Source organism: Microvirga brassicacearum, from assembly GCF_008757455.1.
GTDB lineage: Bacteria > Pseudomonadota > Alphaproteobacteria > Rhizobiales > Beijerinckiaceae > Microvirga > Microvirga brassicacearum.
Genome location: NZ_VCMV01000006.1, coordinates 97,719 through 122,518 on the forward strand (window position 1 = coordinate 97,719; position 24,800 = coordinate 122,518).

The 24,800-nt window shown below is 64.3% G+C and carries 21 protein-coding genes; 12 read left to right on the forward strand and 9 right to left on the reverse strand.

Features of this window, described 5'->3' with window-relative positions:
• Nucleotides 1-12: 12 nt before the first annotated feature.
• From tsaE to FEZ63_RS05220, 8 genes are all read right to left on the reverse strand, one after another.
• Nucleotides 13-1,575: a tRNA (adenosine(37)-N6)-threonylcarbamoyltransferase complex ATPase subunit type 1 TsaE gene (gene tsaE, locus FEZ63_RS05185; RefSeq protein WP_150942676.1), complete on the reverse strand. Its 1,563-nt coding sequence runs from the start codon at nt 1,573-1,575 to the stop codon at nt 13-15.
• 52 nt (nt 1,576-1,627) lie between these two features.
• Nucleotides 1,628-4,237: a sensor histidine kinase gene (locus tag FEZ63_RS05190; RefSeq protein WP_150942573.1), complete on the reverse strand. Its 2,610-nt coding sequence runs from the start codon at nt 4,235-4,237 to the stop codon at nt 1,628-1,630.
• 312 nt (nt 4,238-4,549) lie between these two features.
• Nucleotides 4,550-5,977, reverse strand: coding sequence for an adenosylhomocysteinase (gene ahcY, locus FEZ63_RS05195; protein ID WP_150942574.1), 1,428 nt, complete (start codon nt 5,975-5,977; stop codon nt 4,550-4,552).
• A gap of 99 nt (nt 5,978-6,076) precedes the next feature.
• Entirely contained in the window at nt 6,077-6,391 is a 315-nt protein-coding gene (locus FEZ63_RS05200) for an HPr family phosphocarrier protein (protein WP_150942575.1), read from the reverse strand.
• Nucleotides 6,391-6,798, reverse strand: a complete 408-nt coding sequence (locus FEZ63_RS05205; RefSeq protein ID WP_150942576.1) for a PTS sugar transporter subunit IIA — start codon at nt 6,796-6,798, stop codon at nt 6,391-6,393. Before FEZ63_RS05205 ends, FEZ63_RS05200 begins: the two co-directional genes overlap by 1 nt.
• A gap of 89 nt (nt 6,799-6,887) precedes the next feature.
• Nucleotides 6,888-7,346 (reverse strand): HPr kinase/phosphorylase, encoded by a 459-nt coding sequence (locus FEZ63_RS05210; RefSeq protein ID WP_150942577.1) that lies wholly within the window; start codon nt 7,344-7,346, stop codon nt 6,888-6,890.
• Nucleotides 7,347-7,352: 6 nt separating this feature from the next.
• A complete protein-coding gene (locus FEZ63_RS05215) occupies nt 7,353-9,128 on the reverse strand; it encodes a sensor histidine kinase (protein ID WP_150942578.1) in 1,776 nt (591 codons plus the stop codon).
• Between the two features lie 23 nt (nt 9,129-9,151).
• Nucleotides 9,152-9,850 carry a response regulator transcription factor gene (locus tag FEZ63_RS05220; protein ID WP_150942579.1) on the reverse strand — a complete coding sequence of 233 codons (699 nt, stop codon included), beginning with the start codon at nt 9,848-9,850 and terminating at the stop codon, nt 9,152-9,154.
• A gap of 354 nt (nt 9,851-10,204) precedes the next feature.
• On the opposite strand from FEZ63_RS05220, the gene FEZ63_RS05225 reads away from it, so the two are divergent.
• The 10 genes from FEZ63_RS05225 to FEZ63_RS05270 all read left to right on the forward strand — a co-directional run bounded on the left by FEZ63_RS05225 (nt 10,205) and on the right by FEZ63_RS05270 (nt 20,824).
• Nucleotides 10,205-11,815, forward strand: a complete 1,611-nt coding sequence (locus tag FEZ63_RS05225; RefSeq protein ID WP_150942580.1) for a phosphoenolpyruvate carboxykinase — start codon at nt 10,205-10,207, stop codon at nt 11,813-11,815.
• 45 nt (nt 11,816-11,860) lie between these two features.
• A complete protein-coding gene (locus tag FEZ63_RS05230; RefSeq protein ID WP_150942581.1) occupies nt 11,861-12,283 on the forward strand; it encodes a hypothetical protein in 423 nt (140 codons plus the stop codon).
• Nucleotides 12,284-12,455: 172 nt separating this feature from the next.
• Nucleotides 12,456-13,250: a DUF2189 domain-containing protein gene (locus tag FEZ63_RS05235; RefSeq protein ID WP_150942582.1), complete on the forward strand. Its 795-nt coding sequence runs from the start codon at nt 12,456-12,458 to the stop codon at nt 13,248-13,250.
• 156 nt (nt 13,251-13,406) lie between these two features.
• Nucleotides 13,407-14,180 (forward strand): enoyl-CoA hydratase, encoded by a 774-nt coding sequence (locus FEZ63_RS05240; protein WP_150942583.1) that lies wholly within the window; start codon nt 13,407-13,409, stop codon nt 14,178-14,180.
• Between the two features lie 19 nt (nt 14,181-14,199).
• Complete coding sequence (locus tag FEZ63_RS05245) at nt 14,200-14,991, forward strand: TSUP family transporter (RefSeq protein ID WP_150942584.1); 792 nt, start codon at nt 14,200-14,202, stop codon at nt 14,989-14,991.
• Between the two features lie 267 nt (nt 14,992-15,258).
• Nucleotides 15,259-15,531 carry a 30S ribosomal protein S20 gene (gene rpsT, locus FEZ63_RS05250; protein WP_150942585.1) on the forward strand — a complete coding sequence of 91 codons (273 nt, stop codon included), beginning with the start codon at nt 15,259-15,261 and terminating at the stop codon, nt 15,529-15,531.
• A gap of 776 nt (nt 15,532-16,307) precedes the next feature.
• Entirely contained in the window at nt 16,308-17,807 is a 1,500-nt protein-coding gene (gene dnaA, locus FEZ63_RS05255) for a chromosomal replication initiator protein DnaA (RefSeq protein WP_150942586.1), read from the forward strand.
• A 163-nt stretch (nt 17,808-17,970) separates the two neighbouring features.
• Complete coding sequence (dnaN, locus tag FEZ63_RS05260; protein WP_150942587.1) at nt 17,971-19,089, forward strand: DNA polymerase III subunit beta; 1,119 nt, start codon at nt 17,971-17,973, stop codon at nt 19,087-19,089.
• A gap of 192 nt (nt 19,090-19,281) precedes the next feature.
• A complete protein-coding gene (gene recF / locus FEZ63_RS05265) occupies nt 19,282-20,439 on the forward strand; it encodes a DNA replication/repair protein RecF (protein ID WP_150942588.1) in 1,158 nt (385 codons plus the stop codon).
• 55 nt (nt 20,440-20,494) lie between these two features.
• On the forward strand, nt 20,495-20,824 hold the full coding sequence (locus FEZ63_RS05270; RefSeq protein ID WP_150942589.1) for a DHCW motif cupin fold protein: 330 nt from the start codon (nt 20,495-20,497) through the stop codon (nt 20,822-20,824).
• 75 nt (nt 20,825-20,899) lie between these two features.
• On the opposite strand, the gene FEZ63_RS05275 is transcribed toward FEZ63_RS05270, so the two are convergent.
• On the reverse strand, nt 20,900-21,373 hold the full coding sequence (locus FEZ63_RS05275) for a VOC family protein (protein WP_150942590.1): 474 nt from the start codon (nt 21,371-21,373) through the stop codon (nt 20,900-20,902).
• Nucleotides 21,374-21,554: 181 nt separating this feature from the next.
• Here FEZ63_RS05275 and FEZ63_RS05280 point away from each other — a divergent pair, with 181 nt between their 5' ends.
• A complete protein-coding gene (locus FEZ63_RS05280) occupies nt 21,555-22,169 on the forward strand; it encodes a LysE family translocator (protein ID WP_150942591.1) in 615 nt (204 codons plus the stop codon).
• A 159-nt stretch (nt 22,170-22,328) separates the two neighbouring features.
• Nucleotides 22,329-24,755 carry a DNA topoisomerase (ATP-hydrolyzing) subunit B gene (gene gyrB / locus FEZ63_RS05285; RefSeq protein WP_150942592.1) on the forward strand — a complete coding sequence of 809 codons (2,427 nt, stop codon included), beginning with the start codon at nt 22,329-22,331 and terminating at the stop codon, nt 24,753-24,755.
• The last annotated feature ends 45 nt before the right edge of the window (nt 24,756-24,800 follow it).

The following is a 24,800-nucleotide window of genomic DNA, read 5'->3' on the forward strand; positions in this document are numbered from 1 at the left end:
GGCGGCTCTGGTTCAGGCAGGAGGGGAATCGTCGATGTGCGGAATCAGGCGCGGCAGATAATTCTCATACCAGCCTTTGAGTTTGGCGAGCGACGGATGGGCGAGGTTGCGCATGAGATAGGCCTCGATCCGCGGCAGATGCCTGAGGTAATGCGGTTTGCCGTCGCGGCGGTCGAGCCGCGCGAAGATGCCGAGAATCTTGGTCGCGCGCTGCGTGCCCATGATCGCGTACGCCCGCGCAAAAGCCGCCACGTCGAATTGCGGATCGGCCGCCCGGCGCTCACGGGCATAAACCCCGATCAGCTTCAGCTCTAGATCCGGCGGAACCGTCTCGCGGGCATCCTGCAGCAGCGAGGCCACGTCGTAGGCGGGAGAACCCAGCACCGCATCCTGAAAATCGATGATGCCGACACGTGCGAGCCCTTCGCGCTCGGGCAGCCAGATCAGGTTGGGCGAATGGTAGTCGCGCAAGGTCCAGGTCGTCGGGCCGGCGATGATCTCCTGCAGCGTCTCGGTCCAGATATTGACGAACTCCGCGCGCGCCGATCCTGATAGCTGCGTGCCGATGATGTGCGGCACATACCAATCGGTCAGAAGCTCGACCTCGATCAGCAGGGCTTCGAGGTCATAGGGCGGGATCGTGTGATCGGTACCATCGCCGACGGGGAGAACCTGCGGCAGCGCGGTGGCGTGGAGCTTGGCGAGCACGCGCGTTGCTTCGGCATAACGCTCGGGGATCGGACCGCCGGCATCGACCACCGGCTCGCTGCCGAGATCCTCGACGATCAGCAGCCCCGCATCGAGGTCTTCGCCATAGATGCGCGGCGCACTCAGGCCCTGCGCCCGCAGGCCTTTGTCCATCGCAACGAAAGCGTGGACCGTCTCGGCGAGCTTGGCGATGGTGGTGTAGGGACGACCCCGGCGCACCGGCGGCCCGACCGGCCGTGGCGGCGAGATCATCAGAAGCGCGGTGTCGCCACGCGGCCTCACCAGCCGCTCATAGGAGCGGATCACGGAGGCGTCGCTCGGCATCGGCGCCCGGGTTGCATCCGCCCAGCCGCTCTTTTCGACCAGCCCCTGGAACGCCCTGAGACGCCGCAGGCGCAACGCGAACGAGCCCGAACCACCGAGACTGGCGATCCGGCCTCGTCCTCCCGTCCCGGGGGCGAAATCGAGGTCGATATGCAGGCGTTCCGCTTTCAGCGCGTCGTCCGCGCGTTCCGGCCATTCGACCAGCGTGATGGCGTTCTCGGTCGCATCGTCCCAGCCCAGTTCCACCAGTTCCTGCCCGCCGCCGATGCGGTAGAAATCCGCGTGAACGACCGCGCCCGCAGGTCCCTCGTAGGTCTGCATGAGCGTGAAGGTCGGGCTCGGAACCTCGAGATCGGGATCCTCGGCGAGAAGGCGGATGAGGGCGCGCGCGAGCGTCGTCTTGCCGGCGCCAAGCCCGCCCGACAACGTCACGAGATCCCCGGCACGCAGTTCATCCGCGAGAATCCTGGCGAGTCGTTCGGTCGCCGCATGGTCGTCCAGGAGGATTGTCCAACCGGAGAGCGATGAATCCTGCGCGTGCATAAGGTCCAATCTATTTCGTCTTCGTCGTCGTCGCGCTTCGGCGACGTCGAGTCTATTCGGCTGCGAGTGGTGGTAGCGCATTCTGCGCGGATCGACCATCCGAGGGCGATTCGTCGCGGCTATTGGGGAAAATACACGTGACGGTCGTGCCCATTCCGGGTGCCGAAGTGAGATCGATCCTGCCCCCATGCAGTTCCACGAACGAGCGAACGATCGACAGGCCGAGGCCGACGCCCCGATGGCGGGTGCCCAGGGTATGGCTTTCGAACCGCTCGAAAATGCGGGCCTTCACCTCCGGCGGAATGCCGCGGCCTTCGTCCCTCACCTGGAAGATCACTTCGTCTTCCCGCTTGCGCGCCAGGATGCGGATGCTCTGGCCGGATGACGAGAAGCCGACCGCGTTCGACAGGAGGTTGAAGAGAATCTGGCGAATGCGTTTCCCGTCCGCCACGAACGACCCGATGTCGTCCGGAACGTCGATATCGACGGTGAGCGACGCTTCCGCGAGCCGATCCTCGATTCCCCGCATGGCAGCATCGATGGTCGAGCGAATATCGACCTCTTCGGGCGTCAGTTCGAGGGAGCCGGTGTCGATGGAGGCCAGATCGAGAATGTCGTTCAAGATCGCCAGCAACGCGCCGGAGGACCGCAGGATGTGATCCGCATAGTCGCGCTGGCGCAGATTGAGCGTGCCGACGGTCTCGTCTCCGAGCAATTGCGCGAAACCGATCACGTTGGTGAGCGGGGAACGCAGCTCGTAGGATACATGGTGGACGAATTCATCGCGCAGGCGCGAGGCCCGCTCCAACGCGTCGTTGCGCTCCGTCAAGGCGCGGGCCACGCTGACGCTTGCGGTCACGTCGATGAAGGTGAGCAGCGTCGCGCCGTCGGGCAGCGGCTGCGCGGCGCATTCCAGAACCGAGCCATCGCGCCGGTCCATGCGGCAATCCATGCCCATCCGCAGATCCGCCAGACCTGCGACCGCGCCGCGAAGATCGACCCACGGTTCGTCCTGCGGCGCCAGGCGGCGGCAGGCGTCAATGATCGCGTCGATATGCGGGTGCTGCGCGGTGAGATCCGCCGACAGCTCCCACATGTCGGAAAAGGCGCGATTGTGCAGCTTGAGACGGCCGTCGGAGCCGAACACCGCGACGCCTTCCTTCAGCGTGTCCAGCGTCTCGCTCTGCACCCGCGTGAGCGCATGAACCTGGGATTCAAGCTGCACGCGTTCGCTGACATCGTCGAACAGATAGGTGACGCCGCCCTTGGGATTCGGATTGATGACCACGCGCAGGGTGCGGCGGTCGGGCAGGTGCCACCAGGTCTCGGTCGATTCGACCGTGTGGTAGCCGGACAGGATGTCGGCCTTCCAGGCGCGGAAATCAGCCTGTTCGGGCAGCTTGCGCCCGGCGCGCAGACGATCGAGCATTTCGCTGTCCGTCGGCCGCGAGGCGAGGAACGCCGGATCGAGGCCCCAGAGCTGTTGATAGGCGGCATTGCTGAAAATGAGGGTCTGACCGCCGTCGAAGATCGCAACGGCAGTCGGCAATTGGTCGAGCGTGCGCAGCTGCGCGTCCATCTGCCGTTGTAGGTCGACGCGAACGGCCTCGAGTTCGGACACATCGACCGCAATCCCGGCGCTGCCGCTGCCGGTGGGCCGTTCGACCACATCCAAGACCGAGCGTTGGCCGGCGACGACCGCCGGAACCCGGGCCGCAAACGTCGCGCCGGTTCGGCGCAGGCGGTCGGCTTCTTCTCGCGTCGGCCGGTCGAGCAATTCGAGCGAACGGGCCGTCGCATCCGCGATGTCAGCCGCTTCGACGGCCCGCAGATAAGCCTGATTGGCCCAGACGAGGACATCCTCTCCGTCGCGAATCCAGAGCGGGTGGGCAACCGCATCGAGCAGGGTCGTCATCGCGCGAAAATCGCCCCGCGCGCTCGCGAGTTCGGAACGCCCGAGCAGCAATTCCGCCCGGTCTCCCGTCACATCGCGCAGCCGCAGGAGAGCCCGTCCGCCGATGGTGCGGCCTTCGACGTCGATGAAGCGGTCGGTTGTGGTGCGCGCCGTCAGACGAAACGCCTCGCCCCGTTGCTTCAGCCGCTCGAGCGATGCATCCACCGCCGCCGCGTCGGCGGGCAACAGCCACGCACCGAACGCGAGGGCACGCTGCGCCGGCGATCCCTCGCCGACGATCGTGGGGTCACCCTCGAAGCGCGGCTCCCCGTCCCGCCCATGCCAGCTCACCAGAAGCTGTCGCTCCGAGCCCATGAGCAGCGTCGCGAGATCGTCCGTGCCGCGCAGCCTGGCGATCTCGGCGCGCAACCCGCGTTCGCGACGGGACGAGCGGCGTTGTTCACGCACAAGCATCACCGCAGTGGTGGCGGAAAAAGCGACGAGGCCAAGGAACAGGCCGAAATAGGCGTTATGCAGGTCGAAGCTCGCGAGAAGACTCAAGACCCCGCCTGGGTCATCGGGGAGCACAAGGGTGCGATCTGTGAACGGGATGGTGATTTCGTTCGAGAGGGCGCGCAGTGAGGAGCCCGCGAGGAGCGTCGTGGCGAGGGAGGCGGTGGCGAGCGGCGAGCGCGTGGCCGCGACGCGCCATCCCGCCGTCACTCCCGTTGTGCCAGGGCGCCCGCGGCGCCGGACCCTGCCGCGCATTCTCCCAAGACTCCCTCTCGCCCCTGAAAGAGGCCATTTCAGCAATCCTGTCGGACATGTTGCCCACAAGACGGTTTCGACGCGATGAACAGAACGCCCGACCGGCCAAAATCCACGGATCGGAAACGAATCGCCCCCACCTTAGACTACGGGCGACTCCGGCAGGAAGAGGGTTGAGGACGGCTTGAAGATCCCGGGGAGAACCTGTGGACAAGCCGTTGATGACGGCGGGCAACGAACGGCCGAAGAGCTGGCGACGCAAAAAAGCCCGGCGGCGCCGGGCTTTTTAAGTGCTTGGGATGTGGATACCGCTCAGTAGCGGTAATGATCCGGCTTGAACGGGCCGCTCTCCGACACGCCGATATAGGCGGCCTGATCGGGACGGAGCTTGGTGAGCTTCACGCCGATCTTTTCGAGATGCAGCGTCGCGACCTTCTCGTCGAGATGCTTGGGCAGGGTGTAGACCTTGCGCTCGTACTTGCCGGCATTGGTCCAGAGTTCGATCTGCGCCAGCGTCTGGTTGGTGAACGAGGCCGACATCACGAAGGACGGGTGCCCCATCGCGTTGCCGAGATTCACCAGGCGGCCTTCCGACAGCAGAATGATGCGGTGGCCGTCCGGGAAGGCGATCTCGTCGACCTGCGGCTTGATGTTCTGCCACGTGAGATTCTTGAGGCCCGCAATCTGGATCTCGTTGTCGAAGTGGCCGATGTTGCAGACGATCGCCCGATCCTTCATCGCCCGCATGTGGTCGAGGGTAATGATGTCCTTGTTGCCGGTCGCGGTGACGAAGATGTCGGCGCGGGTCGCCGCATCTTCCATTGTCGTGACCTCGTAGCCTTCCATGGCGGCCTGAAGGGCGCAGATCGGATCGACCTCCGACACCAGGACGCGGCAACCGGCCTGGCGCAGCGAGGCGGCCGAACCCTTGCCGACGTCGCCGAAGCCCGCCACCATCGCGACCTTGCCGGCCATCATGACGTCGGTGCCGCGGCGGATCGCATCGACGAGCGACTCGCGGCAGCCATAGAGGTTGTCGAATTTCGACTTGGTGACCGAGTCGTTGACGTTGATGGCCGGGAAGAGGAGCTTGCCCTCCTTCGCCATCATGTAAAGGCGATGGACGCCCGTCGTGGTCTCTTCCGACACGCCCTTGATGGCGCCGGCGAGTTCCGCGAACCAGCCCTTCGGCTTCTCTTTGACCAGCTTCTTGATCAGCGCGAAGAGGATCTCCTCCTCCTCCGAGCTCGGCTTGTCGAGGAACGCCACGTCGCCCTGCTCGGCGCGCAGGCCGAGATGGACCAGCATGGTGGCATCGCCGCCATCGTCGAGAATGAGGTTCGGGGTGCCGCCGCCATGCCAGTCGAACAGCTTGGCGGTGTAGTCCCAATATTCCTGCAGGGTCTCGCCCTTATAGGCGAAGACCGGGATGCCGGCGGCGGCGATCGCCGCAGCAGCGTGATCCTGGGTCGAGTAGATGTTGCACGAGACCCAGCGGATATCGGCGCCGAGAGCCTTCAGCGTCTCGATCAGCACCGCCGTCTGGATGGTCATGTGAAGCGAGCCGGCGATGCGGGCGCCCTTCAGCGGCTGCTTCGGGCCGTATTCCTCGCGCACGGACATGAGGCCGGGCATCTCGGTCTCGGCGAGCGAGATTTCCTTGCGGCCGAAATCGGCGAGGCCGATATCCTTGACGATATAGTCCTGCGCATTCGCGCCTTTCAGGGCAGCCTGGCTCATAGCATTCTCTCTTCGCGTCGTTGAATTGGCGCTGTCTCTAGCAGAGACCGGAGAGGGAGGCAATCAAGATATAAAGATATCTTTATATCTTGCGGAAATTCACTCGTCTTCGCCGAACTTGTTGGCGAGGAGATCGCCGATGGCCGTGAGGCACGGCACGGCGTCCGGGCCCTTGGCCGTGACCGTGATGGTGGTGCCCTGGGCGGCAGCGAGCGTCAGCAGGCCCATGATGGAGCGCCCGCCGACCGTCTCGCCGCAGCGTGTGACGGTGACGTCCGAGTCGAACTTTTCCACCGTCTGGACGAATTTGGCCGAGGCGCGGGCATGAAGGCCGCGCCGGTTCGTGATCGGGAGAACTCGATGACTCGCACCGTCCGGGATCGGCGCAGGCGGGCAATCCTCGTCAAGGTCCATCAGCTCGATTTCCCGGTGAGGACGCGCGACGCGATGTTGATGTATTTGCGGCCCGCCTCCTGGGCATGAGAAACCGCATCCTCGAGGCCTTCCTCGTCCCGGACGCTGGCGAGCTTGATCAACATCGGCAGATTGATGCCGGCCACCACCTCGACGGTGCTGCCGTTCATGCAGGACAAGGCGAGATTCGAGGGTGTTCCGCCGAACATGTCGGTCAGCACCACGACGCCGGTGCCCGAATTGACGCGACAGACGGCGGCCATGATGTCCTTGCGCCGCGTCTCCATATCGTCGTCAGGTCCGATCGTGATCGTCTCGAGCTGCTCCTGAGGCCCCACTACATGTTCAAGTGCAGCCTTGAACTCCGTCGCGAGCTGCCCGTGGGTGACGAGCACCATGCCAATCATAATGTTACTGGTCCGATCGCTCCGTGAGCGGAGCCGCTATTTTGTGCACTGCGAAGCTGAGCGCAAGTGCAGTTCCGATAAAAACTTCATCACTCTGTCACGGGCGCGTCGCAAAGGCCACCGATGTGTTCCATCACGATATCGGTGAGATTTGCCCCAGTTTGCGCCCGGATGCGAGGGAGCAAGACGCCGCACACGGCGACGGTTCCCTCAGTCCGCTCCGGCAACCGCTCGGGCGCGCCCTCAGAGAGATCGACAATCAGCCGCACGACCACCGCCGGTTCGGCCGCCCGCCGGACGATCCCGATGCCGCGGATTTCGATGCAGCCGGCGACGGCCGTCACCGCCCGGGCGACCAGACGGCCATGCCGTTCCTCAACGCGGGTGCGGTCATCGGCGACAAGAAGAGAGAATATCCTCAAGGCGCGGGCGTCGCCGAGGAGTTGCCGGGCGAGCGAGGATTTTCCCGATCCAGGTTCCCCCCGGATCAGGATTCCGGCCTCACCGAGGGCAATCGTCGTGGCGTGGATGGTGTCGGGCAGGCTCACGGCAGCCTACGATTTCTTGCCGACGGCGGGCAGCCGGATGACGAAGCGGGCGCCGAGTGGCCTCGGTTCGCCGTGCTCGTCCAGCGGCCCGGGGCGGTTTTCGGCGCGGATCGTACCGCGATGCGCCTCGATGATCTGGCGCGAGATGGAAAGGCCGAGGCCGGAATTCTGGCCGAAGCCCTGCTCGGGCCGGTCGGTATAGAAGCGCTCGAAAATACGGTCGAGGGCATCCGGCTCGATGCCCGGACCGGAATCCTCGACCAGGATCTCGATCTCGCTCTTGCGCCGCCGCATGAGGATCCGGACCGTCTCGTCGGGCGGCGAGAACGACCGCGCGTTGTCGATCAGGTTGTTGAAGACCTGGCCGAGACGGCTGTCATGGCCGACCACCAGATAGGCGTCGCGAGGAGCGGGGTCGATGGTCAGGGCGATCGCCGGATCGTCCTTGTGCCGGCGCTCATTGGCGACGGAGACCACCGCCTGAAGCAGCTTGGGCATATCGACCGGCTCCGCGTCGGCGCGGGCCAGTTCCGCATCGAGGCGCGAGGCGTCCGAGATGTCGCTGATCAGCCGGTCGAGGCGGCGCACGTCGTGCTGGATGATCGACATCAGGCGCCCGCGCGAATCGTCGCTGCGCGCGAGTGGCAGCGTCTCGACCGCGCTGCGCAGCGATGTCAGCGGGTTCTTCAATTCATGGGCCACGTCGGCGGCGAAACTCTCGATGGCGTCGATGCGATTGTAGAGCGCGCGCGTCATGTCGCGCAGGGCGCCCGACAGGTGGCCGATCTCGTCGGAGCGACCGGTGAAGTCCGGAATTTCCTGGCGCGATTTGGTGCCGCGCCTGACCCGTTCAGCCGCCTCCGCAAGCCGCCGCACCGGCCCCACGATGGCGCCGGCGAGAAACAGCGACAGGACGATCATCACCACGGCGGCGACCAGAAAGACCTGCAGCAGCGCGAAGCGTTCCGACGCGATGATGGTGTCGATATCGCCGCCTTGGGTGGACAGCAGCAGCACGCCCTGGACCGAGCGCAAGCGCTGGATCGGAACCGCCACCGACACGATCGTCTCGCCGCGCGCATTGGTCCGAACGTCGCTTGCGCGCTCGCCCGCAAAGGCGCGCTGAACCTCCGGCAGCGTCTTGCCGTTGGCCGGTCCCACCTCCTCGAGGATCAGGCGCTTCCTGGTCCGAAACAACGTGCGAAGGTTTTGCCAGGTGCGCTCGATGAAGGTCAGGTCCTCATCCGCCATCGGCGGCAGGTCCATCCGCAGAATGTCGCCGCGCGAATAGAACGTGCGGGAATCGAGCAGGAGAGAACCCTCCCGATCGTAGATGCGCGCCCGCGTCTGGGTGGGCGTCACGAGACGTCGCAACAGGGGCGCGACGCGCTCAGGGTTGATCGAGAATTCCAGCGACGGCACTTCCTCGTTGAACCGAGCCGTGTCGCCGGCCTGCATCTGCAGGAGCTGGTCGGGATCGATGGTGATCGCGTCCGTCTCGACGGTGGCCGAACTGGCGATCGCGCCGGCGATGATCTCGCCCTGCGTGACGAGGGAGAGCACGCGGGCCTCAATCAGCCCTTGCCGAAACTGATTGAGGTAAAGGAAGCCGACCAGCAGCGCCACGAGGCCCGCAAGGTTGAGCACCACGATGCGCCGCGTCAGGCTCGAGGAGGCCCGTTGAGCGAGCCAGCGGCCGAGCTTCCTGACCCGAACCATCGCGCCGCGCGGGGCAGGCGGATCGTCGGCCGCGGCCTCGGCGAGATTGAGGTCAACCTTCATGCCACTCACAAGGACGTTGAGCGTCAGCCTTCCCGGAACCGGTAGCCGACGCCGTACAGGGTCTCGATCATTTCGAAACTGTCGTCAACGGACTTGAACTTCTTGCGCAACCGCTTGATGTGGCTGTCGATCGTGCGGTCGTCCACGTAGACCTGATCGTCATAGGCCGCATCCATGAGGGCATTGCGGCTCTTGACCACGCCGGGACGGGTGGCGAGCGCCTGCAGGATCAGGAATTCCGTCACCGTCAGCGTCACCGGCTCGCCCTTCCACGTGCAGGCGTGGCGCTCCGGATCCATCTTGAGCTGGCCGCGCTCCAACGCCTTGGCGTCGGCTTCGCGGGTCTGCATCTGGTCGCGGGGGGCGAAGCGACGCAAGACCGCCTTCACGCGCTCGACCAGCAGGCGCTGCGAAAACGGCTTCCGTATGAAATCGTCGGCGCCCATCTTGAGGCCGAACAACTCATCGATCTCCTCGTCCTTGGACGTCAGGAAGATGACCGGCAGGTCCGATTTCTGGCGCAGGCGGCGCAGCAATTCCATGCCGTCCATACGGGGCATCTTGATATCGAAGATCGCGAGATCCGGCGGAGCATGCTTCAACCCGTCGAGGGCCGAGGCGCCGTCCGTATAGGTCTGGATCCGGTAGCCCTCGGCTTCGAGGGCGATGGAGACCGACGTCAGGATGTTGCGATCGTCGTCGACGAGAGCGATCGTTGGCATGAGACTTCCTTAAATCTGAACGCGGATGGCCACGCCGCAGCGTAGCCTCGTGTAACGCAGAAAGCCCCAAAACGTGCCGAACTGCGCCTTTCTCATGGCGTAAGTAAGGTTCTCCTCACTCCTCTGCCAGTGGCGGGATCATAAAGGTGAAGCCGGAACGGGGGATGAACGGAGGGTGCACGCGCCGGAAACCGGCAAAACGGAACGAAATGGAACAGGTGTGTTGACGAGCCCGCCCGATCTCTGAAAGAAAAAGCCCGCGCCGGACGACACGCTCGTCCGCGAGCCTATATTCAAGCCTATCCGGCAAATGACACGGCTGCTGACACCGGCCGGCGATCAGGAGAAGTCTCAGTGGAAACTATCGGCGTCTTCAACAGCGCGCAGGGCGCTGAAGCCATCGGCCTCCGCAACCTCAAGAAGGTTTTCTGGAATCTGGAGGCGCCTGCCCTCTATGAGCAATCCCTGGTGCGCGGCGAAACCCAGCTGGTGAAGGGTGGCGCCTTGCTGGCGGAGACCGGTGTGCATACCGGCCGCTCGCCCAAGGACAAGTTCGTGGTGCGCGACGAAACCACCGAGAATACCGTCTGGTGGGACAATAGCGGCGCCATCTCGCCGGGCCAGTTCGATACGCTGCTGGAAGATTTCCTCGCCCATGCGGAGGGCCGGGAATTGTTCGCGCAGGATCTCCAGGGCGGCGCGGATCCGTCCTACCGGGTCAAGACGCGGGTCTTCACCGAATATGCGTGGCATTCGTTGTTCATCCGCAATCTCCTGATCCGTCCCGAGCGCGGCGAACTGAAAAGCTTCGTGCCTGAACTCACCATCATCGACCTGCCGTCCTTCCGCGCCGATCCGGCACGCCATGGCTGCCGTTCCGAGACCGTGATCGCCTGCGACTTCACGCGCAAGATCGTGCTCATCGGCGGCACCTCCTATGCGGGCGAGATGAAGAAGTCGGTCTTCAGCTATCTGAATTTCTCGCTCCCGCCCCAGAACGTCATGCCGATGCATTGCTCGGCCAATGTGGGCCATGGCGGCGACGTGGCGGTATTCTTCGGCCTGTCCGGGACCGGCAAGACGACCCTGTCGGCCGATCCCGACCGGATCCTCCTGGGCGATGACGAACACGGCTGGGGACCCTACGGCGTCTTCAATTTCGAGGGCGGCTGCTATGCCAAGACCATCCGCCTGTCGCGTGAGGCGGAGCCGGAAATTTTCGCCACCACCGAGCGTTTCGGCACCGTTCTCGAGAACGTGACGGTCGATCCGATCACTCGCGAGCCCAATTTCGACGATGCCTCGAAGACCGAGAACACGCGCTGCGCCTATCCGCTCGATTTCATTCCCAATGCGAGCACGACGGGTCGCGCCGGCATCCCCAAGAACATCGTCATGCTGACCTGCGATGCCTTCGGCGTGCTGCCGCCCATCGCCAAGCTGACGCCGGCGGAAGCCATGTATCACTTCCTCTCCGGTTACACGGCGAAAGTCGCCGGCACCGAAAAGGGCGTGAAGGATCCCGAGGCGACATTCTCGACCTGTTTCGGTTCTCCCTTCATGCCGCGGCATCCCTCCGCCTACGGCAACCTGCTGCGTGATCTCATCGCCAAGCACCATGTGGATTGCTGGCTCGTGAATACCGGCTGGACCGGCGGTCAGTACGGCACCGGCCGCCGCATGCCGATCCGGGTCACGCGCCGCCTGCTGACGGCCGCCCTCGACGGATCCCTGTCGCGCGCCGATTTCCGTCGCGATCCGTATTTCGGCTTTGCGGTGCCGACCTCGGTTCCGGGCGTCGAGCCGCATATCCTCTACCCGGTGAAAACCTGGCAGGACAAGGCAGCCTTCGCGCATTCGGCGAAACGCCTCGTCGAGATGTTCAACGAGAACTTCAAGCGCTTTGAGGCCCATGTGGACGCGGATGTCCGCGCCGCCGCGCCGCAATCCTCGCTCGCGGCCTGAGAGCGTCCGCTTGCCTCACCGCACCGATGAGCTAGAAGGCGGCGCATGAGCCGCCTTCTTCATGCCAGCCTCGTCCTGTTCGCCTCGGGCTCGCCCGCGATGGCGGAGGTTTGCGACAAGGTGCTGGGCGAGGATTTCGACAGGCTGATAAATGCGTCGCTCTGGCATCAGGTCGGCGACCGCCTCTTCGCACCCGCGACCATCGTTCTCCTCGCGATCGCCGTGCTGACCGCCACCAAGATGCCGGGCCTTCGCGGGATCGCGCTGATTGCCGGTCTGGTGACGGCCGTTCAGGCGGTCACCGCCATCGGCGCCAACGTGTTTCCCGATGCCGCGCTGATCGCCGCCCGCATCGAGGGTTGCGGCGGTGCCTCGATTGCCACCGCCATCGTCTCGTCGGCTCTTGCAATTCTGCTGGCGATCTCGTTCGTTGTCGCTGTCGACGGCACACCCCGGCCGCGCGACTGATCCTCGTCGTCGGCGGGGAAATCCCTCGGGCTTGCGGATCTAATGCCACGCTTGCGCGTTTAACCCGCTCAAGCTTGCTGCATGCCGTTCATTTGACATGCCGCTGCCGCGACCGGCAAGATCGGTCGAGAAGCCGCCGCGTTCAGGTTCATCTGGTTTGCGAGGTAAGGCCATGGCGAAATTCCCCACGATGCCCGATCTGGAGACGGAGGTGGAGCTTCCGCAGATCCGTCACATTCAAACCTCCGACCTGAGCGACGCGCTCAAGAAAGGCGTCGACGATTTCCGCGAGATGCCGACTCACGCGTTCTTTGTGGCGCTGATCTATCCCATTCTCGGCCTGCTGCTCGCAGCGGCGATCTTCGGCAATAACATCCTGCCCTTGCTGTTCCCGATGATGGCCGGCTTTGCCATGCTGGGGCCGGTGGCGGCCATCGGGCTCTACGAACTGAGCCGGCGGCGGGAACTGGGCCAGGACATCACGTGGTCGGGCGCTTCGCAGGTCATGCGCTCGCCCGCCATCGGATCGATCATCCTGGTGGGCCTGCTGCTCTTTGGCATCTTCCTGGTGTGGCTGGCAGTCGCGCAGGCGCTCTATCTAGCGATCTTCGGAGCCTACGTGCCAGCCTCTCTCACCGGCTTTCTGCGCGACGTCCTGACGACGCGTCAGGGGTGGATGCTGATCGTCATCGGCAACGCCGTCGGATTCGTATTCAGCCTGGTGGTGCTCGCCATCAGCGTCTTCTCGTTCCCGATGTTGGTGGACCGGCACGTGAGCGCGGCGGTGGCGATCCAGACCTCGATCCGGGCCGTGGGCGCCAATCCGGGAACGATGATCCTCTGGGGTTTCATCGTCGCCGCATTGCTGGCGATCGGCTTCATTCCGGTTTTCTTCGGGCTCGCCGTGACGCTTCCCATTCTGGGCCACGCCACATGGCACCTCTATCGGCGGGTGGTCGGCCCCTAGAGCCTGATCCGGCGAAGTAGAAAACAGAGAGATAGAGCCGGATCAGATTCGAGGAAGCTGAATCCGACTCTAGCGTGCGCGCCTTGCCCGTTTTTCCTTGCCGCGAAGCGAGGCCTCGCTTAACCGGTGAACGGTCATCCGTTGAGGGGCAATCGCATGAGCTATGACACGATCATCGTCGAGACTCGGGGCAAGGTGGGGCTGGTCACGCTGAACCGCCCGCAGGCCCTTAACGCCCTCAATTCCACGCTCCTCACGGAAGTGAACCGGGCCCTCGACGATTTCGATGCCGACCGCAATGTCGGGTGCATCGTCATTACCGGCTCCGAGAAGGCGTTCGCGGCCGGCGCCGACATCAAGGAAATGTCGGAGCTTTCCTATCCGGACACCTATGTGGACGACTTCTTCGCGGGATGGGACCGTGTGGCGAGCCGGCGCAAGCCGATGATCGCGGCGGTTGCGGGCTTTGCGCTCGGGGGTGGCTGCGAATTCGCCATGATGTGCGATTTCATCATTGCGGCGGACACCGCCAAATTCGGCCAGCCCGAGATCAAGCTCGGCGTCATGCCCGGCATGGGCGGGACGCAGCGCCTGACCCGCCTGATCGGCCGCGCGAAGGCCATGGACATGTGCCTCACCGGCCGGATGATGGGCGCCGAGGAAGCGGAGCGCTCGGGTCTGGTGGCGCGGATCGTTCCGGCGGCCGATCTCGTCGCGGAGGCCATCAAGACGGCCGAGACCATCGCGTCGATGTCGCGGCCGGCCGTCATGATGACGAAGGAGAGCGTCGATCGCGCCGACGAGACCTCCCTCGCCGAAGGCGTGCGGTTCGAACGCCGCGTGTTTCACGCCATGTTCGGCACCGACGACCAGCGCGAGGGCATGAAGGCCTTTATCGAGAAGCGCGCTCCCCAATTCAAGTCAAGCTGACCTACGGGCGGCATCTCTCATGGGCGATATCGGGATCGATATGCTCGCGGCCCTGGCTGCGATCTCGCTGCTGGCGGGCTTCGTCGATTCCATTGCCGGAGGCGGCGGATTGCTGACCGTCCCGGCGCTCATGCTCGCAGGGCTCGATCCCGCCCAGGCCATCGCCACCAACAAGGTGCAGGGCTCCTTTGCGGCCGCGTCCGCCACCTGGACCTTCGGCCGCAAGGGCCTGATCCAGTGGCGTCAGGCTTGGCGTTTCGCGCTGATCGCCTTCGTGAGCGGCATCGCCGGCGCCCTCTGCGTGCAGTTCCTGCCGCGCCCGGTCCTCGAAATCCTGATCCCGGTTCTGCTGATCGTCATCGCGTTCTATTTCGCGCTTTCGCGCAAGGTCCAGGACGCGGATGCCAGCGCCCGCATGACGTCGCTTGCCTTCGGGCTGACCGCGCCCGTCGCCATCGGCTTTTACGACGGCATCTTCGGGCCCGGCGCCGGCTCCTTCTATATGCTCGCCTTCGTGATGCTGCTTGGCTATGGGGTCGTGCGCGCCACCGCCCACACCAAGCTGCTCAATCTCGCGAGCAACCTCGGCAGCCTCATGCTGTACAGCGCGACCGGCACCGTCGTGTGGCCCCTCGGCCTCGTGATGGCGGGGGCGTCCCTGATCGGGGCGCAGATCGGCTCGCGAGTCGCCATGCGCTTCGGGGTCAGGATCATCCGCCCACTGCTCGTGGCGGTGTCGAGCCTGATGGCGTTGCGCCTGCTTCTCGACCCCGCCAACCCATGGCGGCAGGGACTCGCAGCGCTTTTTTGACGCGCGGACACGCGCTAGCCTGATCCGGCGAAGTGGATACCGGTTCGCCGAAGATCATGCGGCAAAGCAAGCGGTAGAGCCGGATCAGGTTCGAGGAAGCTGAATCCGACTCTAGCGTTGACGTTCCGCGCGCTGCCGTCTATAAGCCGCTCCACATGAGCCCGCGCATGAAGCGGGCTTTCCGGTTTCCATGCAATCACCCGACCGCCGCCAAGGCTGTATTGAGCCTGGTTCGGCGTATCGGATTTTAATGACGAGGACAGGCCCATGGCCAACACCGTGTCGGCCAAGAAAATGACCCGCAAGATCGCGAAGCGTACCGCGATCAACAAGTCGCGTCGCAGCCGTGTCAGGACTTTTGTCCGCAAGGTTGAGGAAGCACTCGCCACTGGCAACAAGACGGATGCGGCAGCAGCCCTGCGCGCCGCCGAGCCGGAGATGATGCGGGCGGCCCAGAAGGGCATCCTTCACAAGAACACCGCGTCGCGGAAGGTTTCGCGCCTGGCAAGCCGCGTCAAGGCGCTTGAAGCCACTGCGTAAATTCCCCTCGGGGCGACCTTGAGGACGACCCTTCAAACCCGGCTTTTCAGCCGGGTTTTTTCATGCCCGTACCCTACTTTTCGACCCCGCAACTTATCCACATTGCCCCTTGACTCCGGGGTCGCTTCAAGGGGTGCTTTGGGCCGAGATCAGGTTTAAAACGCGCAGGAAAGCCCGAATATATTCAACAGTTTAGCAGGCAAAGGTTCGCAAGGCATCCGAATCCCGCACCTGGCGAGCCCGAATCGCACCTGAATCAACATTGCGCCAAAACCTTTTTTGACGCCCCCCGCACCCCCCTTCCCGGAACACTGAATCAGTTGCGAAGTCAGGACTTTATCGGTGTGCGGGAAAAGCTGTGGACGGGGCTGTGGGCATCTGTGGCCGGCTTCCAGCATTGGCATCTGGCTTGAGCGTGTTGCACCCCCCTGACCCCCTGTGTAAGGTCACCTCACTTCAGCGGTCCGCCGCGAAGTCATCCAATCAAGTCTCAGGGTATAAAGCCCGGTTGCGGGGATAGTGTTTTGTTTCATGCGACGACGAAGCAAGAACTGGCTCAGCATTGCGCAACGGCTTCTCTTGATGAAACTTGAACGGTTGTAAAACTGGGCGTTCGTTCCAGATTGTCCGGGCAGAATAGTAAACGATAATCTTTGGTAGAGTTATGTCGCCGGGTGTTTGGACAGCCGCGCGGTGCAGTTTTTTTGTCGGTCGGCAACAAATCGGGGCGTAAGGACCATTGCTTTTTCGCCATGGCCCTTAGGGGAGGAATTTTGATGTTTCGGAGCGAGGATCACCGCGCCTATGCGGCGGCGACCGAGAGCGGCGTTGCGGGTGCGGCAGACCAGGGAGCGGCGGAGACCTGGGCGCGCGTCAAGCGCCGGCTCCGGGCGGAGTTGGGCGAGGATATTTTCTCGAGCTGGTTCGGACGCTTGGAACTGGAGACCGTGGTCGATGGCTGCGCCTATCTGACGGTCCCGACCCGGTTCCTGAAAAGCTGGATCGAGTCGCACTATACCGATCGCGTTCTGGCTCTCTATCGCACCGAGGCAGCCCATCTCGATCGCGTCGTCATCGCGGTCCGCAGCGGCGTCGGCCGGGATCAATCCGCGCTGCGTCGCCCCACCGAGGTTCCCCGTCTCGGCACGGGACCCATCCTTGCAGGCGTGCCCGCCGCCGGCGACCCCAAACCCCTGTCCGCCTCCATGCCCGACGAACGCAGTGATGCCAACGAGCTCGGCGGCGCGCCGCTCGACACGCGCCTGACCTTCGACAGCTTCATCGTTGGGCGCTCCAACGCGCTTGCGCACGCCGCCGCCGATCGGGTCGCCCATCATCAGAACGGTCAGGCCATCTACAACCCGCTCTTCCTTCATGCGGGCGTCGGCCTCGGCAAGACCCACCTCCTCCACGCCATCGGACATGAAGTGCGCTCGCAAGGGCGGCGGGTGATTTATCTCACCGCCGACCGGTTCATGTACGGCTTCGTCGCCTCCCTCAAGGCCCAGACATCGCTCGCCTTCAAGGAGCGCCTGCGCGGCATCGACCTCCTGATTCTGGACGACGTTCAGTTCATCCAGGGCAAGCAGATCCAGCAGGAATTCGGCCACACGCTGAACGCGCTGATCGATGCCGGCCGGCAGATCGTGGTGGCGGCCGACCGTCCGCCCGCCGACCTCGAGGCCCTCGACGAGCGCGTCCGCTCCCGCCTTGCCGGCGGCCTGGTAGTGGAGGTCGGAGGGCTGGACGAGGCCTTGCGCGCCTCTATCCTCACCACCCGGATCGAGGCCCTGAAGATCGTTCACCCAACCTTCGACGTGAGCCCGAGCGTGGTCGCCTATGTGGCCCGCGCCATCACGGCGAATGGCCGCGATCTCGAAGGCGCGGTCAACCGGCTGCTGGCCCACGCGACTCTGACCGGATCGGCCATCACGCTCGAGACCGCCGAGACGGCGATCCGCGATCTCGTCCGCAATCGCGAGCCGAAGCGGGTCAAGATCGAGGACATCCAGAAGCTGGTGGCCTCGCGCTACAACGTCTCCCGCTCAGACATCCTGTCGGAGCGGCGCACCGCCGCGGTGGTGCGTCCGCGGCAGATCGCCATGTATCTGTCGAAGGTGCTGACCTTGCGGTCACTGCCGGAAATCGGCCGACGCTTCGGCGGTCGCGATCACACCACGGTTCTGCATGCGGTGCGCAAGATCGAGAAGGCGCTGGGCGAGGACAATACCCTGAGCGACGAGGTCGAGCTGCTCAAGCGCATGCTGCAGGAATAGGCAAAGGCGCGGGCCCGCGATGCCTTGTTCAGGACGCCCGGTCATGGCCTTGCTTTTACGGCCAACCTTCGCCACTCTTGCACCCCGCTTGACCGGCGGTCGCCACGCATCGCGGGACGTGCCGGTCTGAGCCAATAATTCCAACGAAAACGGGTGTTGGACTATGAGAGTTACTGTTGAGCGAGCCGCTCTGCTGAAGGCGCTTGGGCATGTGCACCGGGTCGTCGAGCGCCGCAATACCATTCCGATCCTGTCGAACGTTCTCCTGCGCGGGGAAGACGGCTCCTTGCGGCTGAAGGCGACCGATCTCGATATCGAGGTGACGGAGACCATTCCGGCCGATATCAGCGAGGCCGGCTCGACAACGGTTCCGGCCTACATGATCTACGACATCGTCCGCAAATTGCCGGATGGCGCCCAGGTCTCGCTCGAGATGGCCGGCGATGCCAGTCAGATGCAGATCCGTTCGGGCCGGTCGCGCTTTATGCTGCAGGCCCTGCCGGAGAGCGACTTCCCGGATCTTGCAGCCGGTGACCTGCCGCATCGGTTCACCCTGTCGGCGGCCGATCTGAAGCGCCTGATCGAGAAGACCCAATTCGCGATCTCCACCGAGGAGACGCGCTATTACCTCAACGGCATTTATCTTCACACGATCGATGTATCGGGCACCACCATGCTGCGCGCGGTGGCGACCGACGGCCATCGGCTGGCGCGTGTCGAACTGCCCGCCCCTTCCGGTTCGGACGGCATGCCGGGCGTCATCATTCCCCGCAAGGCGGTGGCGGAAATCGTCAAGCTCGTGGAGGACGGCAGCGAATCCGTCGTGATCGAGCTGTCATCCGCCAAGGTGCGTCTCACCTTCGAGGGCGTCGTTCTGACCTCCAAGCTGATCGACGGGACCTTCCCCGACTACCAGCGAGTCATCCCGGTCGGGAACGACAAGATGCTGACGGTCGAGCGGAGCGATTTCGCCAAGGCGGTCGATCGCGTCTCGACGATCTCGTCCGAACGCGGCCGGGCGGTGAAGCTTGCCTTGGCGGACGGTCGCCTGACGCTCACCGTCACCAACCCGGATTCCGGCAGCGCGATGGAAGAGATCGAGGTCGATTACGACGCGGCGCCCATCGATATCGGCTTCAACGCCCGCTATCTGCTCGACATCACGGCGCAGCTCGACGGCGACACGGCCCTGTTCAAGCTCGCTGATCCCGGTTCGCCCACCATCGTGCAGGATCGCGAAGGGGCATCGGCCCTCTACGTGCTGATGCCGATGCGGGTGTAGACGCAACCGCCCCTTCACGCCGCGCATCCCCCTCACCCGGACCTGCGGTCCGACCTCTCCCCAAGGGAGAGGTGATGAGGAGGCCGCATCTGCACTTAACCTCTCCCCGGTGGGGAGAGGTCGAGCGAAGCGAGGGTGAGGGGATCTCCCGCTTGATCTTTCGGGTCCGCTCACCGAAACAGGGGACCTGTCATGGCAGCACACCCCACCCGTCCCCCACTCATCACGCGCCTGATCCTGCAGGATTTTCGCACCTATGCGAGCCTCGATCTTGCGGTGTCGCACCCCCTCGTGGCGCTGGTCGGCGACAACGGCGCGGGCAAGACCAACCTCCTCGAAGCCCTGTCGCTTTTCATGCCCGGCCGCGGCTTGCGCCGGGCCGACCTTGCCGAGATGGCGCGCCAGCCGGGTCCCGGCGGTTTTGCGATCTCCGTGACCCTCGACACGGCCTTCGGGGACCACCGCCTCGGAACCGGGCTCGAGCGCGTCACCACGGAGGCGCGTGCCGCCCGCATCTGCCGGGTCGACGGCGCCAATGTGTCGTCGCCCTCCGCTTTCGCCGAATATCTGCGCATCGTCTGGCTGACGCCCGATCTCGATGCTCTGTTTCGCGGGCCCGCCGGCGACCGGAGACGCTTCCTCGATCGGTTCGTCTTGGCCGTCGATTCGGAGCACGGGGCCAGGGTCAATGCGCTCGAGCGCGCCTTGCGGTCGCGCAATCGCATCCTCGAAGACAGCCCCCACAACCGGCTCTGGCTCGACGCCATTGAGCGCGAAGTGGCGGAACTTGCGATCGCGGTCGCGTCGGCCCGCCGGGAGACCGTGCAGCGCCTCGCGGCGCTCATTCTTTCGACGCGCGACGACGATTCGCCGTTTCCCTTCGCCACCTTGAGCCTCGACGGGGAGATCGACACCCTCGTGGCGACGCGTCCCGCCGTCGATGCCGAGGATTGCTACCGGCGAATCCTGCACGAAAACCGTTCGCGCGACCGGGCCGCGGGACGCACACTCGTCGGCCCGCAGGCGACCGACATGCTGGTGCGCCACGGCCCGAAGGATATTCCCGCCAGCCTCGCCTCGACCGGCGAGCAGAAAGCCCTGCTCATCGGCCTCGTGCTGGCCCATGCGCAACTCGTCGGCAGCATGACGGGCATTGCGCCGTTCATCCTCCTTGATGAAGTTGCGGCCCATCTCGACCCCCGCCGCCGGGCGGGCCTGTTCGCCACCCTGGAAACCTTGGGCGGTCAGGTCTGGATGACCGGGGCCGATCCTGACCTCTTTGCCGGGCTCGAAGGCCGCGCGGAGGTTCTTCAGGTGACGCCCGGAATGGTGCGGCCGCTCCTCCCTTGAGGATCGCGCCGCTGACCCCTTGCGTGAGGGGGGCCAACCTCCCTATGACGGTGCCATGAAGATGTCGGATATTCCTTTTGGCACCACTGATTGGTCGCTCGTCGAACCCACAATTCACAAAGGCGAGGAGGGGCATGCGCTCTGGCGCACCCGGCAATTCGGCGCAATTCGGGTGCGGATCGTCGAGTACAGCCCCGGTTATCTCGCCGATCACTGGTGCAGCAAGGGTCACATCCTGTTCGTTCTCGCGGGCGAGCTGGTTACCGAACTCGACGACGGCCGCTCGTTCACCCTCACCGAAGGGCAGAGCTATCAGGTGGCGGATGAGGCGGAGCCCCACCGCTCGCGCACCGCAACGGGCGCCAAACTCTTCATCGTCGATTAGTCCCTGAAACACGGAAAAATCGTCGGGACTGGCGCCTGAGGATCCGCCACATCTTGATGGGTCGACAGAGGAACGTCAGCCGCGTCGCGCTGCCGTGATCGCGGCGACGTCGATCTTCTTCATGCCCATCATTGCCTCGAACGCGCGCTTTGCTTCATCACCGCCGGCCGCCATCGCCTCGGTCAGCACGCGCGGCGTGATTTGCCAGGAGATGCCCCACTTGTCCTTGCACCAGCCGCACGCACTTTCCTGGCCGCCATTGCCCACGATGGCGTTCCAGTAGCGGTCGGTTTCCTCCTGATCGTCGGTGGCGATCTGGAACGAGAAGGCTTCGCTATGTTTGAACGCCGGACCGCCATTGAGGCCGAGACAAGGAATGCCCGCGACTGTGAAGTCGACCGTCAACACGTCGCCCTTCTTGCCGGATGGGTAGTCACTGGGTGCACGATGGACGGCACTCACGGCGCTATCGGGAAAGGTCTCGGCGTAGAAGCGGGCAGCCGCCTCGGCGTCCTTATCGTACCAGAGGCAAATCGTGTTCTTTGCCATTGCGCGTCCTTTCGCTTTGAGGCCCAGCACCAGCCTTATATCCCATCAGGAGGGAATACTCTCCCCCTGTTGGTTACCTGCCATCAGCGACACAGATCCCTCGAATGCGCGTGCTGGTACAGGCCACCGCTCCTGCGGTAGAATATCCATCGGCCGCTCCCCGGCCTATGGATTTCTCACGATGGACTTCGCCGGACTGCTCGTGTTTTCGACTGCGCTTTTCATCGGCGCCGCCTCCCCGGGGCCTGGCGTTGCCGCCATCGTGGCGCGGGTGCTCGGTCGGGGCACGGCGGGCGCGGTGGCGTTTACGGCCGGGGTCGCGGTCGGCGATGTGGTCTGGCTGACCTTTGCGGTCGTCGGCCTCGCCGCCCTCGCACACACGTTCCATGAGGTTTTCGTGGTCATCAAATGGGTGGGCATCGCCTACCTGCTCATGATCGCCTGGAAGCTCTGGACCGCTCCCGTGGTCGTCCGGGAGATCGAAGCCAACACGGTCTTCGAGCACCCGGCAAAGCTCTTCCTCGGCGGGCTCGCGATCACCATGGGCAACCCGAAGGTCATGGTGTTCTACCTCGCTTTGCTGCCGACCCTCCTCGACCTCTCCCGGGTGACGGTGCTGGGCTACGCGGAGCTCGTCGGCGCGACCCTGGCGGTGCTGGCCGCGGTTTTTGGCGCCTATATCGTCCTGGCGCTGCGGGCCCGCAGGCTCTTTACCACCCCGAAAGCCATCAAGGCCCTCAACCGCATGACCGGCACGGCGATGGCCGGCGCGGCAGCGGCGATCGCGGCGCGTTGAATCCATCAAAAAGCCCTTTTGCTACGGTTTTTCCGGTGCATTCCCCGCGCGCGTACACGCGCGGGGGTGAAATTTCAACGTTTCATGACTAAATAGTTGATCTTACGAATCAAAGACCGCGTGCTCGGTTCTCCCGCCGTGCGCTTTTAAGGACTCCAAATGGCCGAACCCGCTGTGAACATGAATGTCGATGCCTATGGGGCCGATTCCATCAAGGTGCTCAAAGGCCTCGATGCAGTCCGCAAGCGGCCAGGCATGTATATCGGCGACACGGATGACGGTTCGGGCCTGCACCACATGGTTTATGAGGTGGTCGACAACGCCATCGACGAGGCCCTGGCCGGTCACGCCACCGAGGTCACCGTGACGCTGAACGCCGACGGTTCGGTCACAGTCACCGATAACGGCCGCGGCATCCCGGTCGACATCCACACCGGCGAGGGCATTTCGGCCGCCGAGGTCATCATGACCCAGCTCCATGCGGGCGGTAAATTCGACCAGAACTCCTACAAGGTGTCGGGCGGTTTGCACGGGGTCGGCGTCTCCGTGGTCAACGCCCTGTCGAGCTATCTGAAGCTGCGTATCTTCCGCAACGGCAAAGAGCACGCGATGGAATTTCGCCACGGCGAATCGGTGGCGCCGCTCGCGGTTGTCGGGGATGCGCAAGGGCGGCAGGGCACCGAAGTCACCTTCCTCGCCTCGACCGACACCTTCACGATGGTCGAGTACGATTACGACACGCTCGAACACCGGTTGCGCGAGCTGGCCTTCCTGAATTCCGGCGTGCACATCATCCTGACCGACAATCGCCATGCGGAGCGCAAGCGCGAGGATCTTATGTATGAAGGCGGCATCGAAGCCTTCGTGCGCTATATCGACCGCGCCAAGACCCCGCTCATCCACGAACCGATCGTCATTCGCTCCGAACGCGACGGCATCGGGGTGGAGGTCGCGCTGTGGTGGAACAATTCCTACCACGAGAGCGTGCTTTGCTTCACCAACAACATCCCTCAGCGCGACGGTGGCGCGCACCTGGCGGGCTTTCGCGCTTCGCTGACGCGCCAAGTCAACGGCTACGCCGAATCCTCGGGCCTAACCAAGCGCGAGAAGGTCTCGCTCACGGGCGACGATTGCCGCGAGGGTTTGACCGCCGTCGTCTCGGTGAAGGTGCCTGATCCGAAATTCTCCTCGCAGACGAAGGACAAGCTCGTCTCGTCCGAAGTTCGCCCGGCGGTCGAGAACGTCGTCAACGAGGCGCTCAGCAACTGGTTCGAAGAACACCCGGCCGAAGCGCGCAATGTGGTCGGCAAGGTGGTCGAAGCCGCCGCCGCCCGCGAGGCGGCCCGCAAGGCGCGCGAACTGACGCGCCGCAAGGGCGCGCTCGACATCGCGTCGCTGCCGGGAAAACTCGCCGATTGCCAGGAGCGCGATCCGTCGAAATGCGAGATCCTCCTCGTCGAGGGCGATTCGGCCGGCGGCTCCGCCAAGCAGGGCCGCGATCGCGCCTTCCAGGCCGTGCTGCCGTTGCGCGGCAAGATCCTCAACGTGGAGCGTGCGCGCTTCGACAAGATGCTGGGAAGTCAGGAGATCGGCACGCTGATCACGGCGCTCGGCACCGGCATCGGCCGCGAGGAGTTCAACCCCGACAAGCTGCGCTACCACCGCATCATCATCATGACCGACGCGGATGTGGACGGCTCGCATATTCGCACGCTGCTGCTGACGTTCTTCTTCCGGCAGATGCCGGAACTGATCGAGCGCGGACATCTCTACATCGCGCAGCCGCCGCTCTACAAAGCCACGCGCGGCAAGCAGGCGCTGTACCTCAAGGATGAGCGCGCGCTGGAGGACTTCCTGATCGATTCTGGCATCGACAACGCATTCCTGCGCCTCGAATCCGGCCTTACCTTTCAGGGCGAGCAACTCAAGGGACTGATCGAAGAGGCCCGTCTCATTCGACAGGTCCTGCAGAGCCTGCATTCGCGCTACGACCGTCGTGCCGTCGAGCAGGCGGCGATCGCCGGCGCGTTGCGCCCGGACGTGGTGGAAGATCCCGAACGCGGCCCGGCTGCCGCCACCTATATCGCCCAGCGCCTCGACCTGATTTCGGAAGAACTCGAGCGCGGCTGGGTCGGCGAAGTGCGCGATGGCGGCTACGTCTTCTGGCGCACGGTGCGCGGCGTGAAGCAGGTCTCGGTGCTGGATCAGGCGCTGATTGCCAGCCAGGAAGCCAAGAAGCTCGACGAGCGCTCGAAGTCGCTGCAGGACGTCTATGCCAAGCCGGCCGCTTTGGTCCGCAAGGGCGACGAGATGCAGATCGATGGTCCGCTGACCCTCTTCACCTCCGTGCTCGCCGCTGGCCGCAAGGGCCTGCAGCTCCAGCGGTACAAGGGTCTTGGCGAAATGACCGCACAGCAGCTGTGGGAAACCACGCTCGATCGCGATGTGCGCTCGCTGCTGCAGGTGCGTGTCAAGGACGTGACGGACGCCGACGACCTGTTCGTGAAACTGATGGGCGACGTGGTCGAGCCCCGTCGCGAATTCATTCAGGACAACGCGCTGAGCGTGGCGAACCTCGACGTCTGATTTCTGTTCCGACGTCTAGAACGCGCATCGACTTTCACACACAAC

Bases quoted from the DNA above. Each gene is read 5' to 3' on its own strand.
- FEZ63_RS05280 (WP_150942591.1), top strand. From the start codon at position 21,555: ATGGACTTCGCCGGACTGCTCGTGTTTTCGACTGCGCTTTTCATCGGC.
- FEZ63_RS05235 (WP_150942582.1), top strand. From the start codon at position 12,456: ATGGCGAAATTCCCCACGATGCCCGATCTGGAGACGGAGGTGGAGCTT.
- FEZ63_RS05220 (WP_150942579.1), bottom strand. From the start codon at position 9,850: ATGCCAACGATCGCTCTCGTCGACGACGATCGCAACATCCTGACGTCG.
- recF (WP_150942588.1), top strand. From the start codon at position 19,282: ATGGCAGCACACCCCACCCGTCCCCCACTCATCACGCGCCTGATCCTG.
- FEZ63_RS05275 (WP_150942590.1), bottom strand. From the start codon at position 21,373: ATGGCAAAGAACACGATTTGCCTCTGGTACGATAAGGACGCCGAGGCG.
- gyrB (WP_150942592.1), top strand. From the start codon at position 22,329: ATGGCCGAACCCGCTGTGAACATGAATGTCGATGCCTATGGGGCCGAT.
- FEZ63_RS05190 (WP_150942573.1), bottom strand. From the start codon at position 4,237: ATGCGCGGCAGGGTCCGGCGCCGCGGGCGCCCTGGCACAACGGGAGTG.
- ahcY (WP_150942574.1), bottom strand. From the start codon at position 5,977: ATGAGCCAGGCTGCCCTGAAAGGCGCGAATGCGCAGGACTATATCGTC.
- FEZ63_RS05240 (WP_150942583.1), top strand. From the start codon at position 13,407: ATGAGCTATGACACGATCATCGTCGAGACTCGGGGCAAGGTGGGGCTG.
- dnaA (WP_150942586.1), top strand. From the start codon at position 16,308: ATGTTTCGGAGCGAGGATCACCGCGCCTATGCGGCGGCGACCGAGAGC.
- FEZ63_RS05230 (WP_150942581.1), top strand. From the start codon at position 11,861: ATGAGCCGCCTTCTTCATGCCAGCCTCGTCCTGTTCGCCTCGGGCTCG.
- dnaN (WP_150942587.1), top strand. From the start codon at position 17,971: ATGAGAGTTACTGTTGAGCGAGCCGCTCTGCTGAAGGCGCTTGGGCAT.
- FEZ63_RS05205 (WP_150942576.1), bottom strand. From the start codon at position 6,798: ATGATTGGCATGGTGCTCGTCACCCACGGGCAGCTCGCGACGGAGTTC.
- FEZ63_RS05200 (WP_150942575.1), bottom strand. From the start codon at position 6,391: ATGGACCTTGACGAGGATTGCCCGCCTGCGCCGATCCCGGACGGTGCG.
- FEZ63_RS05215 (WP_150942578.1), bottom strand. From the start codon at position 9,128: ATGAAGGTTGACCTCAATCTCGCCGAGGCCGCGGCCGACGATCCGCCT.
- tsaE (WP_150942676.1), bottom strand. From the start codon at position 1,575: ATGCACGCGCAGGATTCATCGCTCTCCGGTTGGACAATCCTCCTGGAC.
- rpsT (WP_150942585.1), top strand. From the start codon at position 15,259: ATGGCCAACACCGTGTCGGCCAAGAAAATGACCCGCAAGATCGCGAAG.
- FEZ63_RS05245 (WP_150942584.1), top strand. From the start codon at position 14,200: ATGGGCGATATCGGGATCGATATGCTCGCGGCCCTGGCTGCGATCTCG.
- FEZ63_RS05270 (WP_150942589.1), top strand. From the start codon at position 20,495: ATGAAGATGTCGGATATTCCTTTTGGCACCACTGATTGGTCGCTCGTC.